The organism is Mixta sp. Marseille-Q2659 (genome assembly GCF_940807255.1).
GTDB lineage: Bacteria > Pseudomonadota > Gammaproteobacteria > Enterobacterales > Enterobacteriaceae > Mixta.
This window is the reverse complement of record NZ_CALNWY010000019.1, coordinates 23718-41505: the sequence shown is the minus strand read 5'-3', so window position 1 is coordinate 41505 and position 17788 is coordinate 23718. Positions and strand designations below refer to the sequence as shown.

The window sequence follows — 17788 nt, the reverse complement described above, 5'->3', positions numbered from 1 at the left end:
CGAGAGCGTCGTAACGATGAAGAAAAAATCATTATTGTTGAGCGCGGTAGCCTTATCCGTTGGTTTAAATTTGGCCCTGGCACCTTCGGCCATGGCATCGCTTCCTGCCCAGATCCAGAATCAGGCTTTGCCAAGCCTGGCGCCGATGCTGGAAAAAGTCCTGCCTGCGGTAGTCAGCGTTCATGTGGAAGGCACCGCGACGGAAGACCAGACGCAGGATCTGCCTGAGCCGTTAAAGCGCTTCTTTGGCCAGGGTCAGGAAGACGCTCAGCCTCAGCCTTTTGAAGGTCTGGGATCGGGCGTCATTATTGATGCGCAAAAAGGTTACGTGCTGACGAATAACCACGTGGTCAAAGGCGCCGATAAAATCAGCGTCCAGCTGGGCGACGGACGCGAATATGATGCGAAATTGATTGGTCGCGATGATCAAACTGACATTGCGCTTATTCAGCTGCAGGGCGCCAAAGATCTGACGCAAATTAAAGTTGCCGACTCCGATCAGCTACGCGTCGGCGACTTCGCTATCGCTATCGGTAACCCGTTCGGCCTTGGCCAAACGGCGACATCCGGCATTATTTCAGCGCTGGGACGCAGCGGTCTCAACCTGGAAGGGCTGGAAAACTTTATTCAGACCGATGCCGCCATCAACCGCGGCAACTCAGGCGGCGCGTTAGTTAACCTGAACGGTGAACTGATCGGTATTAACACGGCGATCCTTGCCTCCAGCGGCGGCAATATCGGTATCGGCTTCGCCATTCCCGGCAATATGGCGATGGAGCTGGCGAAGCAGCTGATTGAAACTGGCGAGGTCAAACGCGGCCAGCTGGGCATCAAGGGCACGGAAATGACCGCGGATATGGCGCGCGCCTTTAATGTTGAAGCCCAGCGCGGCGCCTTTGTCTCAGAAGTGCTGCCTAAGTCCGCAGCGGCAAACGCCGGGATCAAGGCGGGCGATATTATTACCTCAATTAATGATAAGCCGATCGCCAGCTTTGCCGAACTGCGGGTAAAAATTGGCACCACGCCGCCCGGCCAGGAAGTCAAAATCGGCCTGCTACGCGAAGGAAAACCGCTTAGCGTTACCGTTAAGCTCGATGCCAGCACCCGTTCCATGAACAGCGATGAACTGATGACACCGGCTTTACAGGGCGCGGCACTCAGCGATGGCCAGTTAGCGGACGGCAATAAGGGCGTTAAGGTAGACAGCGTGCAAAAAGGAACGCCAGCGGAACAGGTTGGTTTGCAAAAGGATGATGTCATTATTGGTGTGAACCGCACCCGCGTGCAGAACCTGGATGAGATGCGGAAAGTGCTGGCCAGCAAGCCGCCGTTCCTGGCGCTGAATGTGGTGCGCGGCGGAGAAAGCATCTACCTGCTGCTGCGCTAAAAAGAACGGTATCAAGTTGCGGACACAAGCCCGTGTGTGTCCGCTTAACTCATGATATTCTGCCCCAGTTATTTTCCGGTATAGCTTAACATCATGTTTCTTAAACTCTTGCGCTCGGTAGTTCTGGGGCTGATCGTCGCAGGTATTCTACTGGCGGTTATGCCTGCGTTACGTATCGGCAACAATCTGCTTTCTGTGCCTGAAAACAGTGCCGATCAAGCGCCGTTCAGTTTTAATCAGGGTGTGCGCCGCGCCGTTCCGGCCGTGGTAAACGTCTATAACCGTAGCGCGTCAAGCAGTAACGGGCGAGGCATCACCACGCTCGGCTCCGGTGTGATCATGAACAGCAAAGGTTATATTCTGACCAATCGCCACGTAATTAATGGTGCCGATCAGATTATCGTTGCTCTGCAGGATGGGCGCTTTTTTGAAGCGATGCTGGTCGGTTCGGATAGCCTCACCGATTTGGCGGTTCTGAAGATTACCGCGGCTAATCTGCCGGTCATTCCTATCAACCGCGAACGGGTCGCTCACGTAGGCGATATCGTGATGGCTATCGGTAATCCTTATAACCTTGGACAAACGGTAACGCAGGGGATTATCAGCGCAACCGGACGTGTGGGTTTAAGCCCGTCAGGACGACAAAACTTCCTGCAAACCGATGCGTCGATTAACCGCGGCAATTCGGGTGGCGCGCTCATTAACTCGCTCGGCGAACTGATGGGTATCAACACGCTCTCTTTTGACAAAAGTAATGACGGTGAAACGCCGGAAGGTATCGGTTTCGCTATACCGACCGCGCTGGCGACAAAAATCATGGATAAGCTGATTCGTGACGGGCGGGTAATCCGTGGCTATATCGGCATCACCGGCCGTGAAGTTCCGCCGCTGCATGGGCAAAATGCCGGAATCGATCGCATCCAGGGCATTGTGGTTAATAATGTTGCGCCCGATGGCCCGGCCGCTAAAGCGGGTATCCAGGCGAACGATTTGATTACCAGCGTTAACGGCAAGCCCGCTGTATCGGCGCAGGAAACAATGGATCAGGTTGCCGAGATACGGCCGGGTTCGGTGATTGATGTGCAGGTGATCCGTAACGATAAGAAGTTAACGCTGAAAGTCACCATTCAGGAATATCCGGCGCAGTCCTGATATTCAAAAAGAGACGAAGGGCTTCTTTCCGATACCAACAAACAGGAACCCGAAATTTCTTTCTGATGCAGACAAAAAAGGGAGCCCGCAGGCTCCCTTTTGTTAATTTGCAGATTTACTTAACGAACTCTTCGCCCAGCTGAATATCTTTCTTCAGCGTATCCAGCATGCCTTCCAGCGCCTTTTGCTCAAAGTCGCTCAGTTGGCCAACAGGACGGCGCTCCACGACGCCTTCTTTGCCCAGCAGCAGTGGCTGAGAGAAAAAGCGCGCATATTCGCCGTCGCCTTCTACATAGGCGCACTCAACCACGTTGCTTTCACCCTGCAACGCGCGCACCAGCGACAGGCCAAAGCGGGCCGCAGCCTGCCCCATCGACAGCGTAGCCGATCCGCCTCCGGCTTTCGCCTCCACCACTTCCGTACCCGCATTCTGGATACGTTTGGTCAGGTCGGCCACTTCCTGCTCGCTGAAAGAGACGCCCGGAACCTGAGACAGCAACGGCAGAATAGTCACGCCAGAGTGACCACCCACAACCGGTACATTCAGCTCGGTTGGCTGCTTGCCTTTCAGCTCAGCGACAAATGTATTCGAGCGGATAATATCCAGCGTCGTGACGCCGAACAGACGGTTTTTATCATACACGCCCGCTTTCTTCAGCACTTCGGCGGCGATAGCCACGGTCGTGTTAACCGGGTTGGTAATAATGCCGATCAGCGCTTTCGGACAGGTTTTCGCAACCTGTTCAATCAGGTTACGCACAATCCCTGCATTGACGTTAAACAGGTCAGAGCGATCCATGCCTGGCTTACGCGCCACACCAGCAGAGATTAAAACTACATCGGCGCCCTGCAGCGCAGGCGTCGCATCTTCACCGCTGAACCCTTTGATTTTAACCGGCGTAGGAATGTGGCTTAAATCAACGGCCACACCGGGCGTAACGGGAGCAATATCATACAGAGAGAGTTCTGAACCCGCAGGTAGCTGGGTTTTCAGCAGAAGTGCGAGTGCCTGGCCGATACCACCAGCCGCACCGAGAACTGCAACTTTCATCCTAAACTCCTTATTATAGTGAGCAGAAAAATGCCGGGATCCAGTGGGGTACTATGCTGGACGGCCTGAGAAGTAATAGCGAGGACGTTGTCATCGTTTTGCGTAGTAAGGCACAAACAGGATGCAAAACGGGTGAGAATGACAGCATTACGTACAGGCTGAAAGCTGACCGTAACCAGATGCAGACAGTTTAACCAGCAGTACCTTACACCGTTCGCGCTTAGCAGAACAACATCAATTTTATAACAATTCGTTCACTTCGTCTGCCATAGCTATGCGTCGGGGGAAAATTTTCTCTGTGTTGAAAGTCTGGTAAAATGCGCGCCCATCGGGAAGTAAAGCGTTAACGCCCCGCAACCTGTTTGCATAAACATTCATATAATTGCATAATAATGTATCGCCTGCTGGCCGGGCTTCACAGCATTTTTATATTATCGGTAGCCTATGCGTAACCCATCGAAACAAGAAGATCTGATTAAAGCGTTTAAAGCTTTATTGAAAGAGGAAAAGTTCAGCTCGCAGGGTGAAATCGTCACCGCCCTGCAGGAAGAAGGCTTCGACAATATCAATCAGTCGAAAGTATCGCGCATGCTGACCAAGTTTGGCGCGGTGCGTACCCGCAACGCGAAGATGGAAATGGTCTACTGTCTGCCCGCCGAGCTGGGCGTGCCAACAACGACCTCCCCGCTTAAAAATCTGGTACTGGATATTGATTACAATGATGCGCTGGTAGTGATTCATACCAGTCCTGGCGCGGCACAGCTGATTGCTCGTCTGCTGGATTCGCTGGGAAAAGCGGAAGGCATTCTCGGCACCATCGCTGGCGACGACACGATTTTCATTACGCCTGCCCGCGCATTTACCGTGAAGCAGCTTTACGAAGCCATCCTGAATCTGTTTGAGCAAGAACTATAAAAGAGAAAGATCATTGGTACAGCCGCCGGTGATCTTTTTTCTTCATACCCCTCTCAGAAAACAGTCTCCTTAACCGTTTTGGTAATTCAACTGCTTCTCCGCTACGCCTCTGTTCGCGTGGTGCTGCCTCTATTTATTCTTATTCTTCGCTCCACCTTTACGCCTGTCTTTACCTAATCGGCCCAAAGCCAGCGCCGCGTAAGTATTGCCAAAAGGAATAAGCTTCTACTCACCTATTGCTATCCTTACCACACAATTCGCATTTTGTGCTGCCTTTAGACGGCATATTTAGTGCATCTGGCTAGTTTTTAAAACTCAACAGAGTGATCGACTGCAAAGCAAAGCACAAATAGATAAAGCCACTTATGTTACTGTTTTTAAGTAAATTTAACGCTAATTGATCGAAAAACACTCATTTTTTATAACTTTTCGATATAAAAAAGCGCTAAATCGCTAAAGTGTCACAACAAATCATTATTAGCAGAATATTAATTTCATGCGTTATTAGATCTATACTTGTTTTCGTGATGCGGATCACAGAGCAAATAAAGACAAAAACAGAAGACGAGGAACAGATCAATGAACATTAAAACTACTATCGCAGCCGCTGGCCTGCTATCTGCACTTTCATTTGGTGCTTTCGCCGCAGAATCTGTCAATGCTGAACAGGCGAAAAATCTGCAGCCGGTCGGCACAGTAAGCCTCAGCGGTGTAGCAGGTGCGCCGATGGATATACATCAGGCGTTACGGGAAAAAGCGGACCGACAGGGTGCCAGCGCCTATCGCATTATCGAAGCACGTAATAACGATAACTGGCACGTTACCGCTGAGCTGTATAAATAAGCACTCGTTTTTAACAACCATACGTTCAGGCAGCTTCAGAAATAACAATCGCTATCAAGCCATACCGGCTGCCGTAATCAGAGATATTCAGGAGTAAACCATGAAAACCACTTATACCTTTGCTGCTTTAGGCCTGGCTTCCGTCCTTTCATTCGGCGCAGCCGCCGCGGATCTGGTCACACAACAAGATGTCGTCAGCCAGAACCTGCAACCTATAGGTACGATCTCCGTTAGCGGTATCGATGCCAGCCCTACCGCTATTCGTCAGCATCTGTCGCAAAAAGCGGATAAAGAAGGCGCGTCGTCCTACCGTGTGATTGAGGCCTATGCCAACGGTAACTATCACGCGACCGCTGAAATTTATAAATAATTGCCCAAAAACCCGGTCTTGATGTTGTAAACCGCAGGTTGTTGATCACAGGAGGAGATGAACAATGAGAATTAAAACGGCTATTAAAGCTCTTGGCCTGTTATCGCTGGTAACGTTCGGCGCAACCGCTGCTGAACAGATTACCCGGCAAGAGGCGCAGAATTTGCAGCCTGCGGGAATCATCACCGTGAGCGGGACTGGCGGCTCTCCCATGGATTATCGTGCGCAGCTTTCTGAAAAAGCGGATGCGCAAGGTGCCCGCGCTTATCGCGTCATCGAAGCGCGCAGCGGTGACAGCTGGCATGCTACGGCAGAACTCTACAAGTAATTCCTCGTCAACTGCTTGACGAACCCTTTGGCCCTGCTCGTCGGGGCCTTTTTTATGGGCTGCTGCTAACGAATATTAAAGCGGAGCTGCCCTTCCAGCTCCTCTTCCGCTTCGTCAAAAAGCAGTATCAGCGCGCCATAACGACGCTTTTGTCCAGCGCCTAAATGCACGAACTCAATCTCTACCGGCAGTGGGATCACAGAGCCGGTAACGGCGTCCCACAACGAATCGAGATCAACCACTAAACGATCCGCCAGGGCAAAGCGTTCGCTGAACTGCCGGTAAAAGTGCGCCTGGTCAACAATCTCATTAAAATCAAAACGCTCTTTCTTCATGCCGGTTGCTCCTTACCAGAAAATCGGGCGCGGACGCGCCCAATTTGCTACAGGCTACCAATATGTAAAGTTTTTACTTCCAGATACTCTTCCATTCCCAGTACCGATCCTTCGCGTCCCAACCCAGATTCCTTAACACCGCCAAACGGGGCTACCTCGGTAGAGACCGCACATTCGTTAATACCAATCATGCCGCTCTCCAGCGCGGAAGAGACGCGAAACACCCGCTGAAGATTTTGCGTATAGAAATAGGCAGCCAGACCGTATTCGGTGGCATTCGCCCGCCGAATAACTTCCTCTTCATCGGTAAAGCGAAAACAGGCCGCTACCGGGCCAAAAGTCTCTTCATGCGCCAGCTTCATCTCTTCGCTGGCATCGGCAATCACCGTAGGCTGCCAGAAATTGCCGCCCAGTTCATGGCGCGCACCGCCAGCGACGATACGTCCGCCTTTCGCCTGTGCATCTTTCACATGCTCTTCCACTTTCTCCACGGCAGCCTGATTAATTAACGGGCCGACCACCACGCCTTCATCCATGCCGTTGCCGGTTTTGAGCTTGTTTACCTCTTCCGCCAGCTGGCTGACGAAACGATCGTAAATTCCATCCTGAATAAAGAAGCGGTTGACGCTAACGCAAACCTGTCCGGTGTTACGAAATTTATTGGCAATCGCGCCTTTCACTGCCGCATCAATATCCGCATCGTCGAACACGATGTAAGGTGCGTTGCCGCCCAGCTCCATAGAGATCTTTTTCATCGTTTCTGCGGCGTTACGCATCAGCGTTTTGCCGACGGCGGTGGATCCGGTAAAGGAGATTTTGCGCACCGCACCACTGGCCATAATGGCATCGCTGATGGCGTGCGTATCACCCGCCACGCCGTTAAGGACGCCATCGGGAATCCCCGCTTTTTGCGCCAGCGCTAACAGCGCAAAGGCAGACAGCGGCGTGTTATTGGCTGGCTTAATGATGCCGGTACAGCCTGCAGCCAGCGCCGGCCCCAGCTTGCGCGTTAACATCGCCATTGGAAAATTCCATGGCGTAATGGCAGCAACCACACCGACGGGCTCACGCGTCGCCAGAATTCGCGCGCCGCTTTTCGTCGGTGGAATAATTTCGCCGTTCGCGCGTTTGGCCTGTTCAGCAAACCACTGAATAAAGCTGGCGGCATATTCCACTTCGCCTTCCGCCTCTTTCAGCGGCTTGCCCTGCTCGGCCGTCATCAGCTGTCCCAGCCAGCTTTTATGTTCGATAATCAGTTGATACCAACGATAGAGAATTTCCGAACGCTGCTTTGCCGTCAGAGCGCGCCAGGCAGGGAAGGCTTGTTCGGCGGCGGCGATCGCCTGTTCGGTCTCTTTTTTGCCGCCCTTCGCCACGCGCGCGATGATTTCTCCGGTCGCCGGATTCAGCACGTCAAAGGTTTCGCTCAGGGTTTGCCACTGGCCGTTGATGAAACAGCCGGTTTGAAAAAGTTCGTGATCCTGCAGGGACTGCGCCATGTTTCGCTCCTGTTATTGCCATCCTGTTTTGCCAAGTATAGTTGGCAAAAAAGCAGCCTTTGGCCGCAGTACAGGAGTAAAAGAGGAAATCATAAAAAACCGGCGCCTGGATGGCGCCGGTAGCAGGATCAGATATTGATCAGCGTGTTCTGATATTTTTTTAGCATATCGGCCAGGCGTTGCACCGGCTCGGTCACACTCAGCGGCGCCTGATACTGGTGCAGCTTTTCCTGATAGGTATCAAACTCACGCAGCAGCTTTTGATAGTAATAGCGGCGCTTCTCGTCGCTGCGCGAGGCGATAACCCGATCTGCGGTATAGCGCAGCTGCTTATGAAACGCTGACAGATCGGCATTTACCGGGATCTCCGCATTACGTAAGCGCTGGTGTCCGATAATCAGCGTCAGCGCCAGGCGATATTTATCAATGTCGCCGGGAAACAGATTCAGCAGTAAGAACAGCTGCTGATAGAGCGCGGGCAGATGATTTTCCTTACGGCGCGCCTGATTGGTCGTCAGGGCCGATACCGCCGCATACATAAAGCGGTTCAGCAACGTGCGACCGGTACGCGCCCGTGAATTATCGCGAATAATCAGAATCACCATCAGCGCCACGAAACAGCCAATAACCTGACCCAACGCGTTATCCAAAAACGCATCCACCGAAAAGGACATCGGATTATCCAACACCAGTATGTTAAGCGTACCGACAAAGGCGCCCAGCGTGCCTATCTGCCGCCGTTGAATAAAGATACCGGCCACAAATGCCAGCGTACCTATCGCAATACAGAGCAGCAGCATGCTTTGCTGCGTGGCGGGCATGATCACCATAAAGTAGAGCGCGCCAAGCGGAATCGCCACCGTCATACCGTAGAGAAAGTCTTTCGCCATCATTAGCGGATTGGGCGCGCGCATTGCCAACGCGGTAATCACCGCCAGCATCAGCATACAGCCGCTGCCGGAGGTCCAGCCGCTATACAACCAGAACAGCGTGCCCAGCGCCGTTGCCACAAAAGTACGGATGCCGTTAATCATTGCGTGATGGGTTTCCGCCGATCGCGCGCGCACCACTTCCACCTCTTTGCTCAGCAGCGCTTCCTCCTGCTGACTAATGCTGCTGTTCGTTTGCACGCCTTTTAACAGCATCAGATATTGCGTGGCGGCGCCAATCCAGCTGACCAGCGTAATCGGCGTGCTTTTACTGCCGGAAGCGCTGACCACGCGTCGCAGGTTCTTCAGGTGCTTGTGCAGATCGCTGAGGCTATCGGCATTCTTTTCCAGTAGTACACGATACTGCGGTGGAATATATTCCGGCCGGGAGTTTTGGATCAGAAAGGTTTCTGCCGCCTGGGTAATTAACGTCAGCGAAAGCATATGGATCCCTTTCAGGCGACGATTGGCGCGCTGCCAGCGTGAGGATTCCATGTTCAGCTGGTTGCGCATCCCGTTAAGCGTGGTGGTGCGGCGTACCAGGTTGCTCCAGGCCTTATCCACCTCCTCTTTATCGCCATGCGCTACGCAGAGTTGCAGCAGGCGATACTGCTCAAGCAGCAGCGTCTCGATCTCTTTATCAATGACTTTTTTAATTGAGCGCGGCGAAAAAACCATATCCGCCAGAATTGCTGAGACAATACCAATCACAATCTCGCTGCAGCGCTCGACGGCAAACTGCGGTGCCAGCATTGGTGTTTCCGCAGAGAGATCGACGCTGATGACAATAATCAACGCGGTATAGCCAGCCAGCCCCAGCGCGTAGGAGTTTTCGACGCGGATCAGCGATGAGAGCCAGACGCAAACGCCCGCCCAGATACAGCAGAGCAGCATCATCACCACCGGCGCGCGGATGGTGGCGATCATAATCACCAGCGCCGCCAGGCAGCCAAGGAAAGTCCCGATAATACGCAATATACCGCGATGACGCAGCGCGCCGGAGTAAGGAGCCGCCAGCGGCAAAAGCGGTGCCGCCCGCTACAATCCCGGCGGTCATCACCGCCCAGCGCGGCGTTTCCAGATTAAAATGAAAGCCGATTAATAGCGCCGTCAGAATGGCGAACGTCAGTTTAATCGGGAAGCGTAACCGTTCGAGCTGCATCACGCCCTCGCTTAACCGAACTCACGCAGGCGATGAAGCAACCGGGTTAACGGCGACTGCGGCTTCTGCTCACGATCTTTCTCGCCGGTCACCACGATGGTCGCGGTGGTGCCCGCCGGATAGAGATTGCCCGGCTGATGATCGAGCAGGATCTTAACCGGAACACGCTGCGCCAGGCGCACCCATTCCAAATTCGAGTCGATGGTCGCCATGCCCTTGCTGTCCACGGTGCTGCTGCTGTTGGTCACACCCGCTGCGACGGAATCTACCGTTCCGAGCATCACACGATTGCTGCCCAGCGGCGTAATCTCCGCGCGGTAACCGGGGCGTACGCCCTCCAGCTTGGTTTCTTCCATATAGGCCAGAACGTAGTAGGAATTCTGTTTGACCAGCGCCACCGAGGTGGTACCGCGCGTAATAAATTCACCGGAGAAGACATTCAGGTTAGTGACCCAGCCATTCGCCGGCGCGCGGATCACCGTGCGCTCCAGATCCAGCTTCGCCAGATCGCGCGAGGCCTGCGCCTTCGCCAGCTGGTGTTCAGCCGTCTGCAGATCGTTATTGGATTGCTCGATCGCTTCGCGCGACATGGCGATCACGCCCAGCTTATTACGGCGGGCGGCTTCGCGCCGTTTCTCATTAACTAGCGCCTGGTAGTACTGCACATCCGCTTCCGCTTCATCCAGCGCTTTTTCAAAGCGTGGCTGGTCGATGGTAAACAGTACCTCGCCCTTCTTCACCAGTTGGTTATCATGCACGCGCACATCGGTCACCAGGCCCGTGACGTCGGGCGCGATAGCGACCACGTCAGCGGCGAATTTAGCATCTCGCGTCCAGGGCGATTCGGTATAAAAAGCCCAGGCGCGGAAAACCACCACCACGGCGATGACAACCAGAATTAGCGTAATGGCATAGCGCGTAATTTTTCTTATTAGAGCTTTCACTTATAACCTCAGACGAACAGACAGGATACTAAATAGAACAGGCAGCAGTAGAGTGCGGTATTAAACAGCGCCGGATGCCAGACAAAGTCATACAGGCCGATCGGCAACAGTACGCGACGTACCAGCCAGAACAGCAAAAGCGAAACGATAATTTCAAAAAATATGGGCGGGAAAGAGAGCCCAAATATGACGATAACCGGTAGCACACTCATCTTTTATCCTTGTTGATACGTAGCCGGGCCATTCCGTTTGCCAGCACGAAACCAGCCTGTCGATACAGGATGTTTCGCATTACGGGTTGATGATGATCGGGCGACAGGTACACTGTCAGACGAATATCAGCACCTAAAGCATAGCGTGTACTAAAGATCCTGGCACAGAAGTGTGAGCGGCCAGACGGCGACCCGGCCGTCATATAGTAACGCGCATGACTATAAGTTATCTACATAATGTGATCTAAATCACTTTTAAGCCAGAGTGAATAATGGAACGACTCAAAGGTATGTCGGTTTTCGCCAAAGTGGTTGAATTAGGTTCATTTACTGCCGCTGCGCGTCAGCTACAGATGAGCGTCTCATCCATAAGCCAAACTGTCGCTAAACTGGAAGATGAACTGCAGGTGAAGCTGTTGAATCGCAGCACGCGCAGTATTGGGCTGACCGAAGCGGGACGCATCTATTATCAGGGCTGCCGACGAATGTTAGCCGAAGCGCATCAGGTGCATGAACAGCTTTACGCCTTTAATAACTCGCCAATTGGCACGCTGCGCATTGGCAGTTCTTCAACCATGGCGCAGAACGTGCTGGCAACCATGACGGCGGAAATGCTGCAGGAATATCCTGGCCTGACGGTGAATCTGGTTACCGGTATTCCGGCGCCGGATTTGATTGCCGACGGGCTGGACGTGGTGATCCGCGTTGGGGCGCTGCAGGACTCCAGCCTGTTTTCCCGCCGTCTCGGTTCGATGCCGATGGTGGTGTGCGCTGCGAAACACTATCTGGAGCAACATGGCACGCCCGACAAACCGGCCGACATCGCTAACTTTTCCTGGCTGGAATACAGCGTGCGGCCTGACAGCGATTTCGAGCTTATCGCACCGGAAGGGATCAGTACGCATCTTTCGCCGCAGGGGCGCTTTGTGACTAACGATTCACAAACGCTGATTCGCTGGCTAAAGGCGGGCTGCGGGATCGCGTATGTGCCGCTGATGTGGGTGATTGATGAGATTAAGGCGGGCGAGGTTGAGATTTTGTTTAGCCGCTATCAGTCCGACCCGCGCCCGGTTTATGCGCTCTACACGCAGAAAGATAAGCTGCCGTTAAAAGTTCAGGTTTGTATCGATTATCTCAGCGCCTGGTTCAAAAAAGTGGCGCAAATTTATCAGGAACACCGCAACGGCGGTTAAGCCCCCGGCAGCGGACGCCAGCCGGGGGAAAGAGATCAGGCGGTGCCGCCCACGGTCAGGCGATCCAGTTTCAGCGTTGGCTGACCCACGCCAACCGGCAGGCTTTGCCCTTCCTTACCGCAAACGCCCACGCCTTTATCCAGCGCCAGGTCGTTGCCGACCATTGAGATTTGCTGCATCGCTTCAATACCAGAGCCAATCAGCGTGGCGCCTTTTACCGGCCGCGTCACTTTACCTTTTTCAATCAGATAGGCTTCTGAGGTAGAGAAGACAAACTTGCCGGAGGTGATGTCCACCTGACCGCCGCCGAAGTTAGGTGCATACAGGCCATACTCAACGCTTTCAATGATTTCCTGCGGCGTAGACTGGCCCGCCAGCATATAGGTATTGGTCATGCGCGGCATCGGCAGATGCGCATAGGATTCGCGGCGACCGTTACCTGTAGGCTTAACGCCCATCAGACGCGCGTTGAGTTTGTCCTGCATATAGCCTTTCAGCACGCCGTTTTCGATCAGCACGTTATACTGGCCCGGCACGCCTTCATCATCGATAGCCAGCGAGCCACGTAAACCGTTCAGCGTGCCGTCATCCACCACGGTACAGAGTTCAGAAGCCACCAGCTTGCCCATCTGACCGCTGAACATGGAAGTGCCGCGACGGTTGAAATCGCCTTCCAGCCCGTGTCCGACCGCTTCGTGCAGCAGCACGCCCGGCCAGCCCGCGCCCAGAACTACCGGAATAGAGCCTGCCGGCGCCGCAACGGCGGAAAGGTTGACCAGCGCCATGCGCACCGCTTCACGCGCCCAGCGCTCGGCACGCACTTCGCCTTCTTCATCGGCCAGGAAGAAATCGTAGCCGGTACGCCCGCCGCCGCCGCTGGCGCCGCGCTCGCGTTTACCGTCTTCTTCCACCTGCACGCTTACCGACAGACGCACCAGCGGACGCACATCCGCCGCCAGTGTACCGTCAGTGGCCGCAACCAGCACCAGCTCATAAACGCCGGTCAGGCTGGCGCTCACTTCCTGTACGCGCTTGTCCGCCGCGCGCGCCGCGCTGTCTACGCGATGCAACAGCGCAATTTTCTCTTCACGCGACAGGCTTTGTAGCGGATCGAGTGCAGGATAGAGCGCCTGATGCTGGATCGCCGCCAGCACCTGCGCTTTGCCGTTGCCCTGTTCGCGCACGATGCTGCGCGCAGCCTGCGCACTCTGCTGCAGGGCATTCAGGGTGATCTGATCGGCATAGGCGAAGCCGGTTTTCTCGCCGCTCACAGCGCGAACGCCAACGCCCTGATCGATATTCCAGGAGCCATCTTTAATAATGCGGTCTTCCAGCACCCAGGATTCATGGTAGCTGGACTGGAAATAGAGATCGGCATAATCCAGACGACGTTCTGAAAGCTGCCCAAGCAGGGTGAACAGATCCTGCTGATTGATGTTGTTCGCAGTTAGCAATTGCTCACTTACCAGGTTCAGACTCATCGTTTCTCACTCGTTGTGTGACATTATTGCTATAGCCTGCGGTAATTCCCCTGCGGCGTCAAATTCACTTCGCGCTCTTTTCACGCGGTTTACGCAGCACTTCGTTAATTTCCGGTTTATCCAGCGGGCCGCTGATGTGATAGCGCAGCAGCGAAATTTTATTCCATAGCGGGCCCAGCACCTTACTGGCGGCAAAGACCGCCGCACCGACCACTGGATTAATCGCAAAAGCAGTGGCGACGCCAACCGAAGCGGAAATTTCAGGCGCAACAACCGCCTCCATATCAATCTGCCTCTGCACCAGATCCAGCTTGCCCTGCATCGCAATATCCGCTTCCAGCCCGTCCACCAGCAGGTTGTCGGTCTGCATAATGCCGTCTTTAATCCAGGCTGTGCCGTTAATAGAATCGAACCAGAAGCCTTCGCTAAAGGTATCGCTGAAATCGAAGCGCAGCTTGCGCAGCAGCGCGTCAAAACTGACCAGCCGCAGCAGCTGTCCGGCGCGTCCGCTGCTGACATCGGCAATCTGCCCTTTGCCAAAGTGCGTTTTCAACAGGCCGCTCAGCGAGGAAGCCGACGGCTGCCAGGGCGCGGCGCGCCAGTGCAGATCGTAATCAAGCGCGAACGAAGCATCACGCAGTGGCGTATTCACGCCAAACCAGTTGGTTGCATTGTTGATATTGCTGCCGCTCAGCTTACCTTTAAGCGATGTACGCTGCTCGCCGGGCCGGTTAACCCATTCTCCGTTGATCTGCAAACGGGAGCTGCCGGTATCTACCAGCCCGTCAGTAAGCGCTAACGTATCATTCTGTGGCGTCAGGTTGGCCTGCATCCGGCCAAACTTCTGCCCACGCAGCCAGCAGTCATCGCAGCGGATTTGCAACGCCGGCCAGCCTGCAAACTTAATGGTGCTGCTGTTTTGTGCTGAACCGGAGGAGAGTGCCCCTCCGCTGCTTTGCCATTCAGGGTTGTAATAGAGCCAACCGAGATGCGCGCGCCACGGGCCGCTGTTGGGAATATCGAGCTGACCGCTGATTTCACGGCCTTTGGTTTCTACCTGCATGCCGCCAGCCATCAGCTGACGCAGCGTAACCTGTATATCGTGCCACTGCTGGCCCGCCAGCTGGAGCGCGGGCGTGCTAAGCGTAATATCACCCGGCAGCGCGTTCTTGTTAAACGCGTTGCCGCCCGTTTTTTTAGCGCTTCCTGCCGTTCCGCCGCTCGCCATCAGCAGTTTCAACCAGCTATCGCCATCCAGCGGCGGCAGATTCAGCGTTATACCGCGCGTATCCGGCAGCGCCGGCGTGGTTTTGGCATTATTCAGCCAGATACCGCGATCGAGCCGCAGCTGTTTGCCCAACAGCCAGCGACTGTTAAAGCGCTGCTGCTTCGCTACCACGCCCTGCAAATCAAAATGATTCAGATCGCCCGTGGCGGTGACGTTCAGCGGCAGCACTTCATCACGCGCTTTTGCCAGCGGAGCAGGTAAGTTACTGCTTACATTCTTCAGATCGCCCGCCAGGTTAATCTTGTAATTCGCCCCGCCCTGATGCGGTAGCGTAATAGCCACATTACCCTGCCAGGGAAGCGTACCGTTCAGCTGCTGGCTGACGCCTGCCGGTAACGGCGTAAGTTTATTAACCTGCCAGTCCGCCGCCAGGTTAACGCCAATCTGATAATCCTGCGGCCCTTCTGTGGTGTGAAAATCAACGTTAACCGGCTGACCAAACCAGCTGGCATGCAGCGTATCGCTGCGCAGGTTACCGTTATCGTAAGTGAAGCTGCCGTTAAGCGCCGTTAAACGGGTCTCCAGCGGTGCGATAAACAGGGTGTTATCGGCCAGCTGCACGTCGCCGCGCGCATGAACCAGTTCACCGTCCAGCGGAATATCGAGCTTCAGATGTCCACCGGTCTGCCCTCCCAGCTGTAGTTCGTCCAGCGCCGCGCCCAGGGAAGATTTCAGCGGCGTTTGTTTAAAGTAGTCATGAATATCCGCCGCTTCGCCGCGTAGATCGCCGTTAATGATCAGCTTCTCTTTCAGGTAATCGGGGATCACGGCACTGACATTGTTCGCCTGCACCTTGCCCAGCATTGCCTGCTGCGCCTTCATCCACAGGCCGTCATTAACAAAATCGAGGTCGATATCGAGATTATCGATCGCCGGCCAGCCCGGCTGGAAAGCGTAGCTGGCATTGCGCAGCGGCACCCAGACTTCAAACATGCCGTCGTTATGTCGGAAGGGGAACAGCTTAGGATTACCGGCGAACAGCAGCGTGGCGTTGTTAACCTGTCCGCCCTTGATGGCGCCGCTGAGGTAGTTGGTTAAACCGGTTCCCATTAACGGCTCCGGGAAATAACGCCAGGCATCGCCCGCGTTGGTGACGTTAATGCCCGCCAGAATATCCAGTCGCGGCGTCAGGCCGTCGCCCTGGCGATAGCTAAAATCGCCCTTCGCCCAAAGCGAACGCGCCTGCACATCAAGATTTGTGCCCTGCAGCGCCAGCGCATGTTCACTGTGCTGCCAGCTGAGCGTGCCGGTGGCGCGTTGAACTTCCAGCGGCGCGCGGAACATGGTGCCGTAGGGCATCACAGCATCGTGCAGCCCGATATCCAGCCGCCCATCCGCCAGACTGCCGCTCAGCTCGCCGTTTACATGCTGCGCGCCCGGCAGCAGCTGCCAGTGCTGCCAGCTCAGGTCGCGCCAGCGCGCCTGAAAACGGCTCTGATCCGGCTGCTTGAGCGGTATATCCAGCGCCAGCGCATCAATCTGTCCCTGCGGCTGAAGGGTACGCCAGTTTTCCAACAGCTGCGGGGACAGCTGTGCGAATAAGGGAATCAGCGGCTCCAGACGCTGAAGGTTTAAGCCAGTAGCGCGTACGCGCAACTCTTCCGCGCTCTGTGATTCCGGCCCGATACCGTGCGGCGGCAGCCACGCCAGCGAAAAGTGCCCTTGCGGCCAGGCAACGCCGTCGGTACGCAGACTGTTTTGCGGCACGGTGACCGTCCAGCCGCTGTGCCAGCGCGCCAGATGCATGGTCAGGTTATCCACTTCCAGACGATGCGCCTGCTTATCGCCCTGCCAGCGGGCACCGCCCTGCTTCAGCCAGACATCGCCATCGTAAACTTCGCCCTCTTTCAGGCTCAGCCAGGCCGCCAGGCTAAAGCGCGCGCTCTGCAGCGTGGTGTTATCGCGCATCCACTGCCCCAGCCACGGCTTCACATCTACGTCATCAGCCTGCATCCAGATGCGTCCGCTGTTCAGCAAGCCGTTCTCATCACGCAGATCCAGACGCACCTGCACCACGCCGTGCTGTCCGGTAAAGCTGGAAAGGCTGACTTCGCCTTCCGCACGATGGCGGGCTTTTTCATTTAGCCAGCTCAGACGCGGGATCGACAGTTCGGCACGCTGGCCGGAGAGCGTCTGGAAACGGATACGGCTGTCGCGCAAATCAAAATGGTCGAACTGGCGCAGGAACAGATCGTTAATCTGTCCCGCCTTTAGCGTATGGTTGGTGGTGTCGTTACTGATAAGAGGCGAGTGGCTGTCGAAATCAAGCTGCCAGAAAGTCAGCTCACGAAACTGCCAGCGGGCATGCAGCAGGGATTGCCAGACATCCAGCGCCAGCGTGACGCGGCCAATATTCAACGAGTCGCCGTCAGGCAGGGCGACCGCGAGCTGGCGAACATCCAGCGTGGAGCCAAAGTTTTCCCAGCGTCCCTGTAGCGAGGCGGCATTGATGGTTAATCCGGTCGCGGAGGAGACAGCGTTAAGTAGCGTGCCGCGATGATGATTGATCTGCGGCATCACCAGCCGCAAGCCACTGACCAGTAGCGCAACGATAACGATTACCGCAGCGCCTGTAAGTAACAGGATCCTGGGCAGTTGCCTCACACTCCTCTCCTTGTTTTGCGCAAACTGAACGGATGAATAAGCTGGCTCATATTCCCGAACGTGCCGTTGCAGCAGCCAGGGAGAATCAGGTCAGC

14 protein-coding genes and 1 pseudogene are annotated in these 17788 nt (G+C 54.9%); 7 read left to right on the top strand and 8 right to left on the bottom strand.

Translation table 11 applies throughout. The annotated features are described in order from the left end of the window. Positions 1-37: 37 nt before the first annotated feature. The gene (degQ, locus tag P3C52_RS13980) at positions 38-1387 is read left to right on the top strand and encodes a serine endoprotease DegQ (RefSeq protein ID WP_275555619.1); all 1350 of its coding nucleotides are present in this window, start codon (positions 38-40) and stop codon (positions 1385-1387) included. A gap of 93 nt (positions 1388-1480) precedes the next feature. After that, entirely contained in the window at positions 1481-2539 is a 1059-nt protein-coding gene (degS, locus tag P3C52_RS13975) for an outer membrane-stress sensor serine endopeptidase DegS (protein ID WP_275555585.1), read from the top strand. Between the two features lie 115 nt (positions 2540-2654). Here degS and mdh read toward each other — a convergent pair whose 3' ends face one another. After that, on the bottom strand, positions 2655-3590 hold the full coding sequence (gene mdh / locus P3C52_RS13970) for a malate dehydrogenase (RefSeq protein ID WP_275555583.1): 936 nt from the start codon (positions 3588-3590) through the stop codon (positions 2655-2657). Positions 3591-4034: 444 nt separating this feature from the next. Between mdh and argR the strand changes: the two genes are divergently transcribed. The 4 genes from argR to yhcN (P3C52_RS13950) all read left to right on the top strand — a co-directional run bounded on the left by argR (position 4035) and on the right by yhcN (P3C52_RS13950) (position 6046). Next, the gene (gene argR / locus P3C52_RS13965) at positions 4035-4505 is read left to right on the top strand and encodes a transcriptional regulator ArgR (protein ID WP_038628827.1); all 471 of its coding nucleotides are present in this window, start codon (positions 4035-4037) and stop codon (positions 4503-4505) included. A 579-nt stretch (positions 4506-5084) separates the two neighbouring features. Next, positions 5085-5348, top strand: coding sequence for a peroxide/acid stress response protein YhcN (yhcN, locus tag P3C52_RS13960; RefSeq protein WP_275555582.1), 264 nt, complete (start codon positions 5085-5087; stop codon positions 5346-5348). A 100-nt stretch (positions 5349-5448) separates the two neighbouring features. Continuing rightward, positions 5449-5718: a peroxide/acid stress response protein YhcN gene (gene yhcN / locus P3C52_RS13955; protein ID WP_275555581.1), complete on the top strand. Its 270-nt coding sequence runs from the start codon at positions 5449-5451 to the stop codon at positions 5716-5718. A gap of 64 nt (positions 5719-5782) precedes the next feature. Beyond that, entirely contained in the window at positions 5783-6046 is a 264-nt protein-coding gene (yhcN, locus tag P3C52_RS13950) for a peroxide/acid stress response protein YhcN (protein ID WP_275555580.1), read from the top strand. Between the two features lie 65 nt (positions 6047-6111). Here the strand turns inward: yhcN (P3C52_RS13950) and P3C52_RS13945 are convergent, their stop codons facing one another. The 5 genes and pseudogenes from P3C52_RS13945 to aaeX form a co-directional block, all read right to left on the bottom strand. Then, positions 6112-6381 (bottom strand): hypothetical protein, encoded by a 270-nt coding sequence (locus tag P3C52_RS13945; protein ID WP_275555579.1) that lies wholly within the window; start codon positions 6379-6381, stop codon positions 6112-6114. Between the two features lie 47 nt (positions 6382-6428). Next, positions 6429-7880 (bottom strand): NAD-dependent succinate-semialdehyde dehydrogenase, encoded by a 1452-nt coding sequence (locus P3C52_RS13940; protein ID WP_275555578.1) that lies wholly within the window; start codon positions 7878-7880, stop codon positions 6429-6431. A 128-nt stretch (positions 7881-8008) separates the two neighbouring features. Further along, positions 8009-9971 (bottom strand): annotated as a pseudogene (gene aaeB, locus P3C52_RS13935) (p-hydroxybenzoic acid efflux pump subunit AaeB). Between the two features lie 11 nt (positions 9972-9982). Beyond that, positions 9983-10915 (bottom strand): p-hydroxybenzoic acid efflux pump subunit AaeA, encoded by a 933-nt coding sequence (gene aaeA, locus P3C52_RS13930; protein WP_275555577.1) that lies wholly within the window; start codon positions 10913-10915, stop codon positions 9983-9985. 8 nt (positions 10916-10923) lie between these two features. Next, on the bottom strand, positions 10924-11127 hold the full coding sequence (gene aaeX, locus P3C52_RS13925; protein ID WP_275555576.1) for a p-hydroxybenzoic acid efflux pump operon protein AaeX: 204 nt from the start codon (positions 11125-11127) through the stop codon (positions 10924-10926). Between the two features lie 272 nt (positions 11128-11399). On the opposite strand from aaeX, the gene aaeR reads away from it, so the two are divergent. Next, positions 11400-12320 (top strand): HTH-type transcriptional activator AaeR, encoded by a 921-nt coding sequence (gene aaeR, locus P3C52_RS13920; protein WP_275555575.1) that lies wholly within the window; start codon positions 11400-11402, stop codon positions 12318-12320. 35 nt (positions 12321-12355) lie between these two features. Here aaeR and tldD read toward each other — a convergent pair whose 3' ends face one another. Both tldD and yhdP read right to left on the bottom strand, forming a co-directional pair. Beyond that, complete coding sequence (gene tldD / locus P3C52_RS13915; protein ID WP_275555574.1) at positions 12356-13801, bottom strand: metalloprotease TldD; 1446 nt, start codon at positions 13799-13801, stop codon at positions 12356-12358. A 64-nt stretch (positions 13802-13865) separates the two neighbouring features. Further along, positions 13866-17693: an AsmA2 domain-containing protein YhdP gene (yhdP, locus tag P3C52_RS13910; protein WP_275555573.1), complete on the bottom strand. Its 3828-nt coding sequence runs from the start codon at positions 17691-17693 to the stop codon at positions 13866-13868. Positions 17694-17788 lie beyond the last annotated feature (95 nt).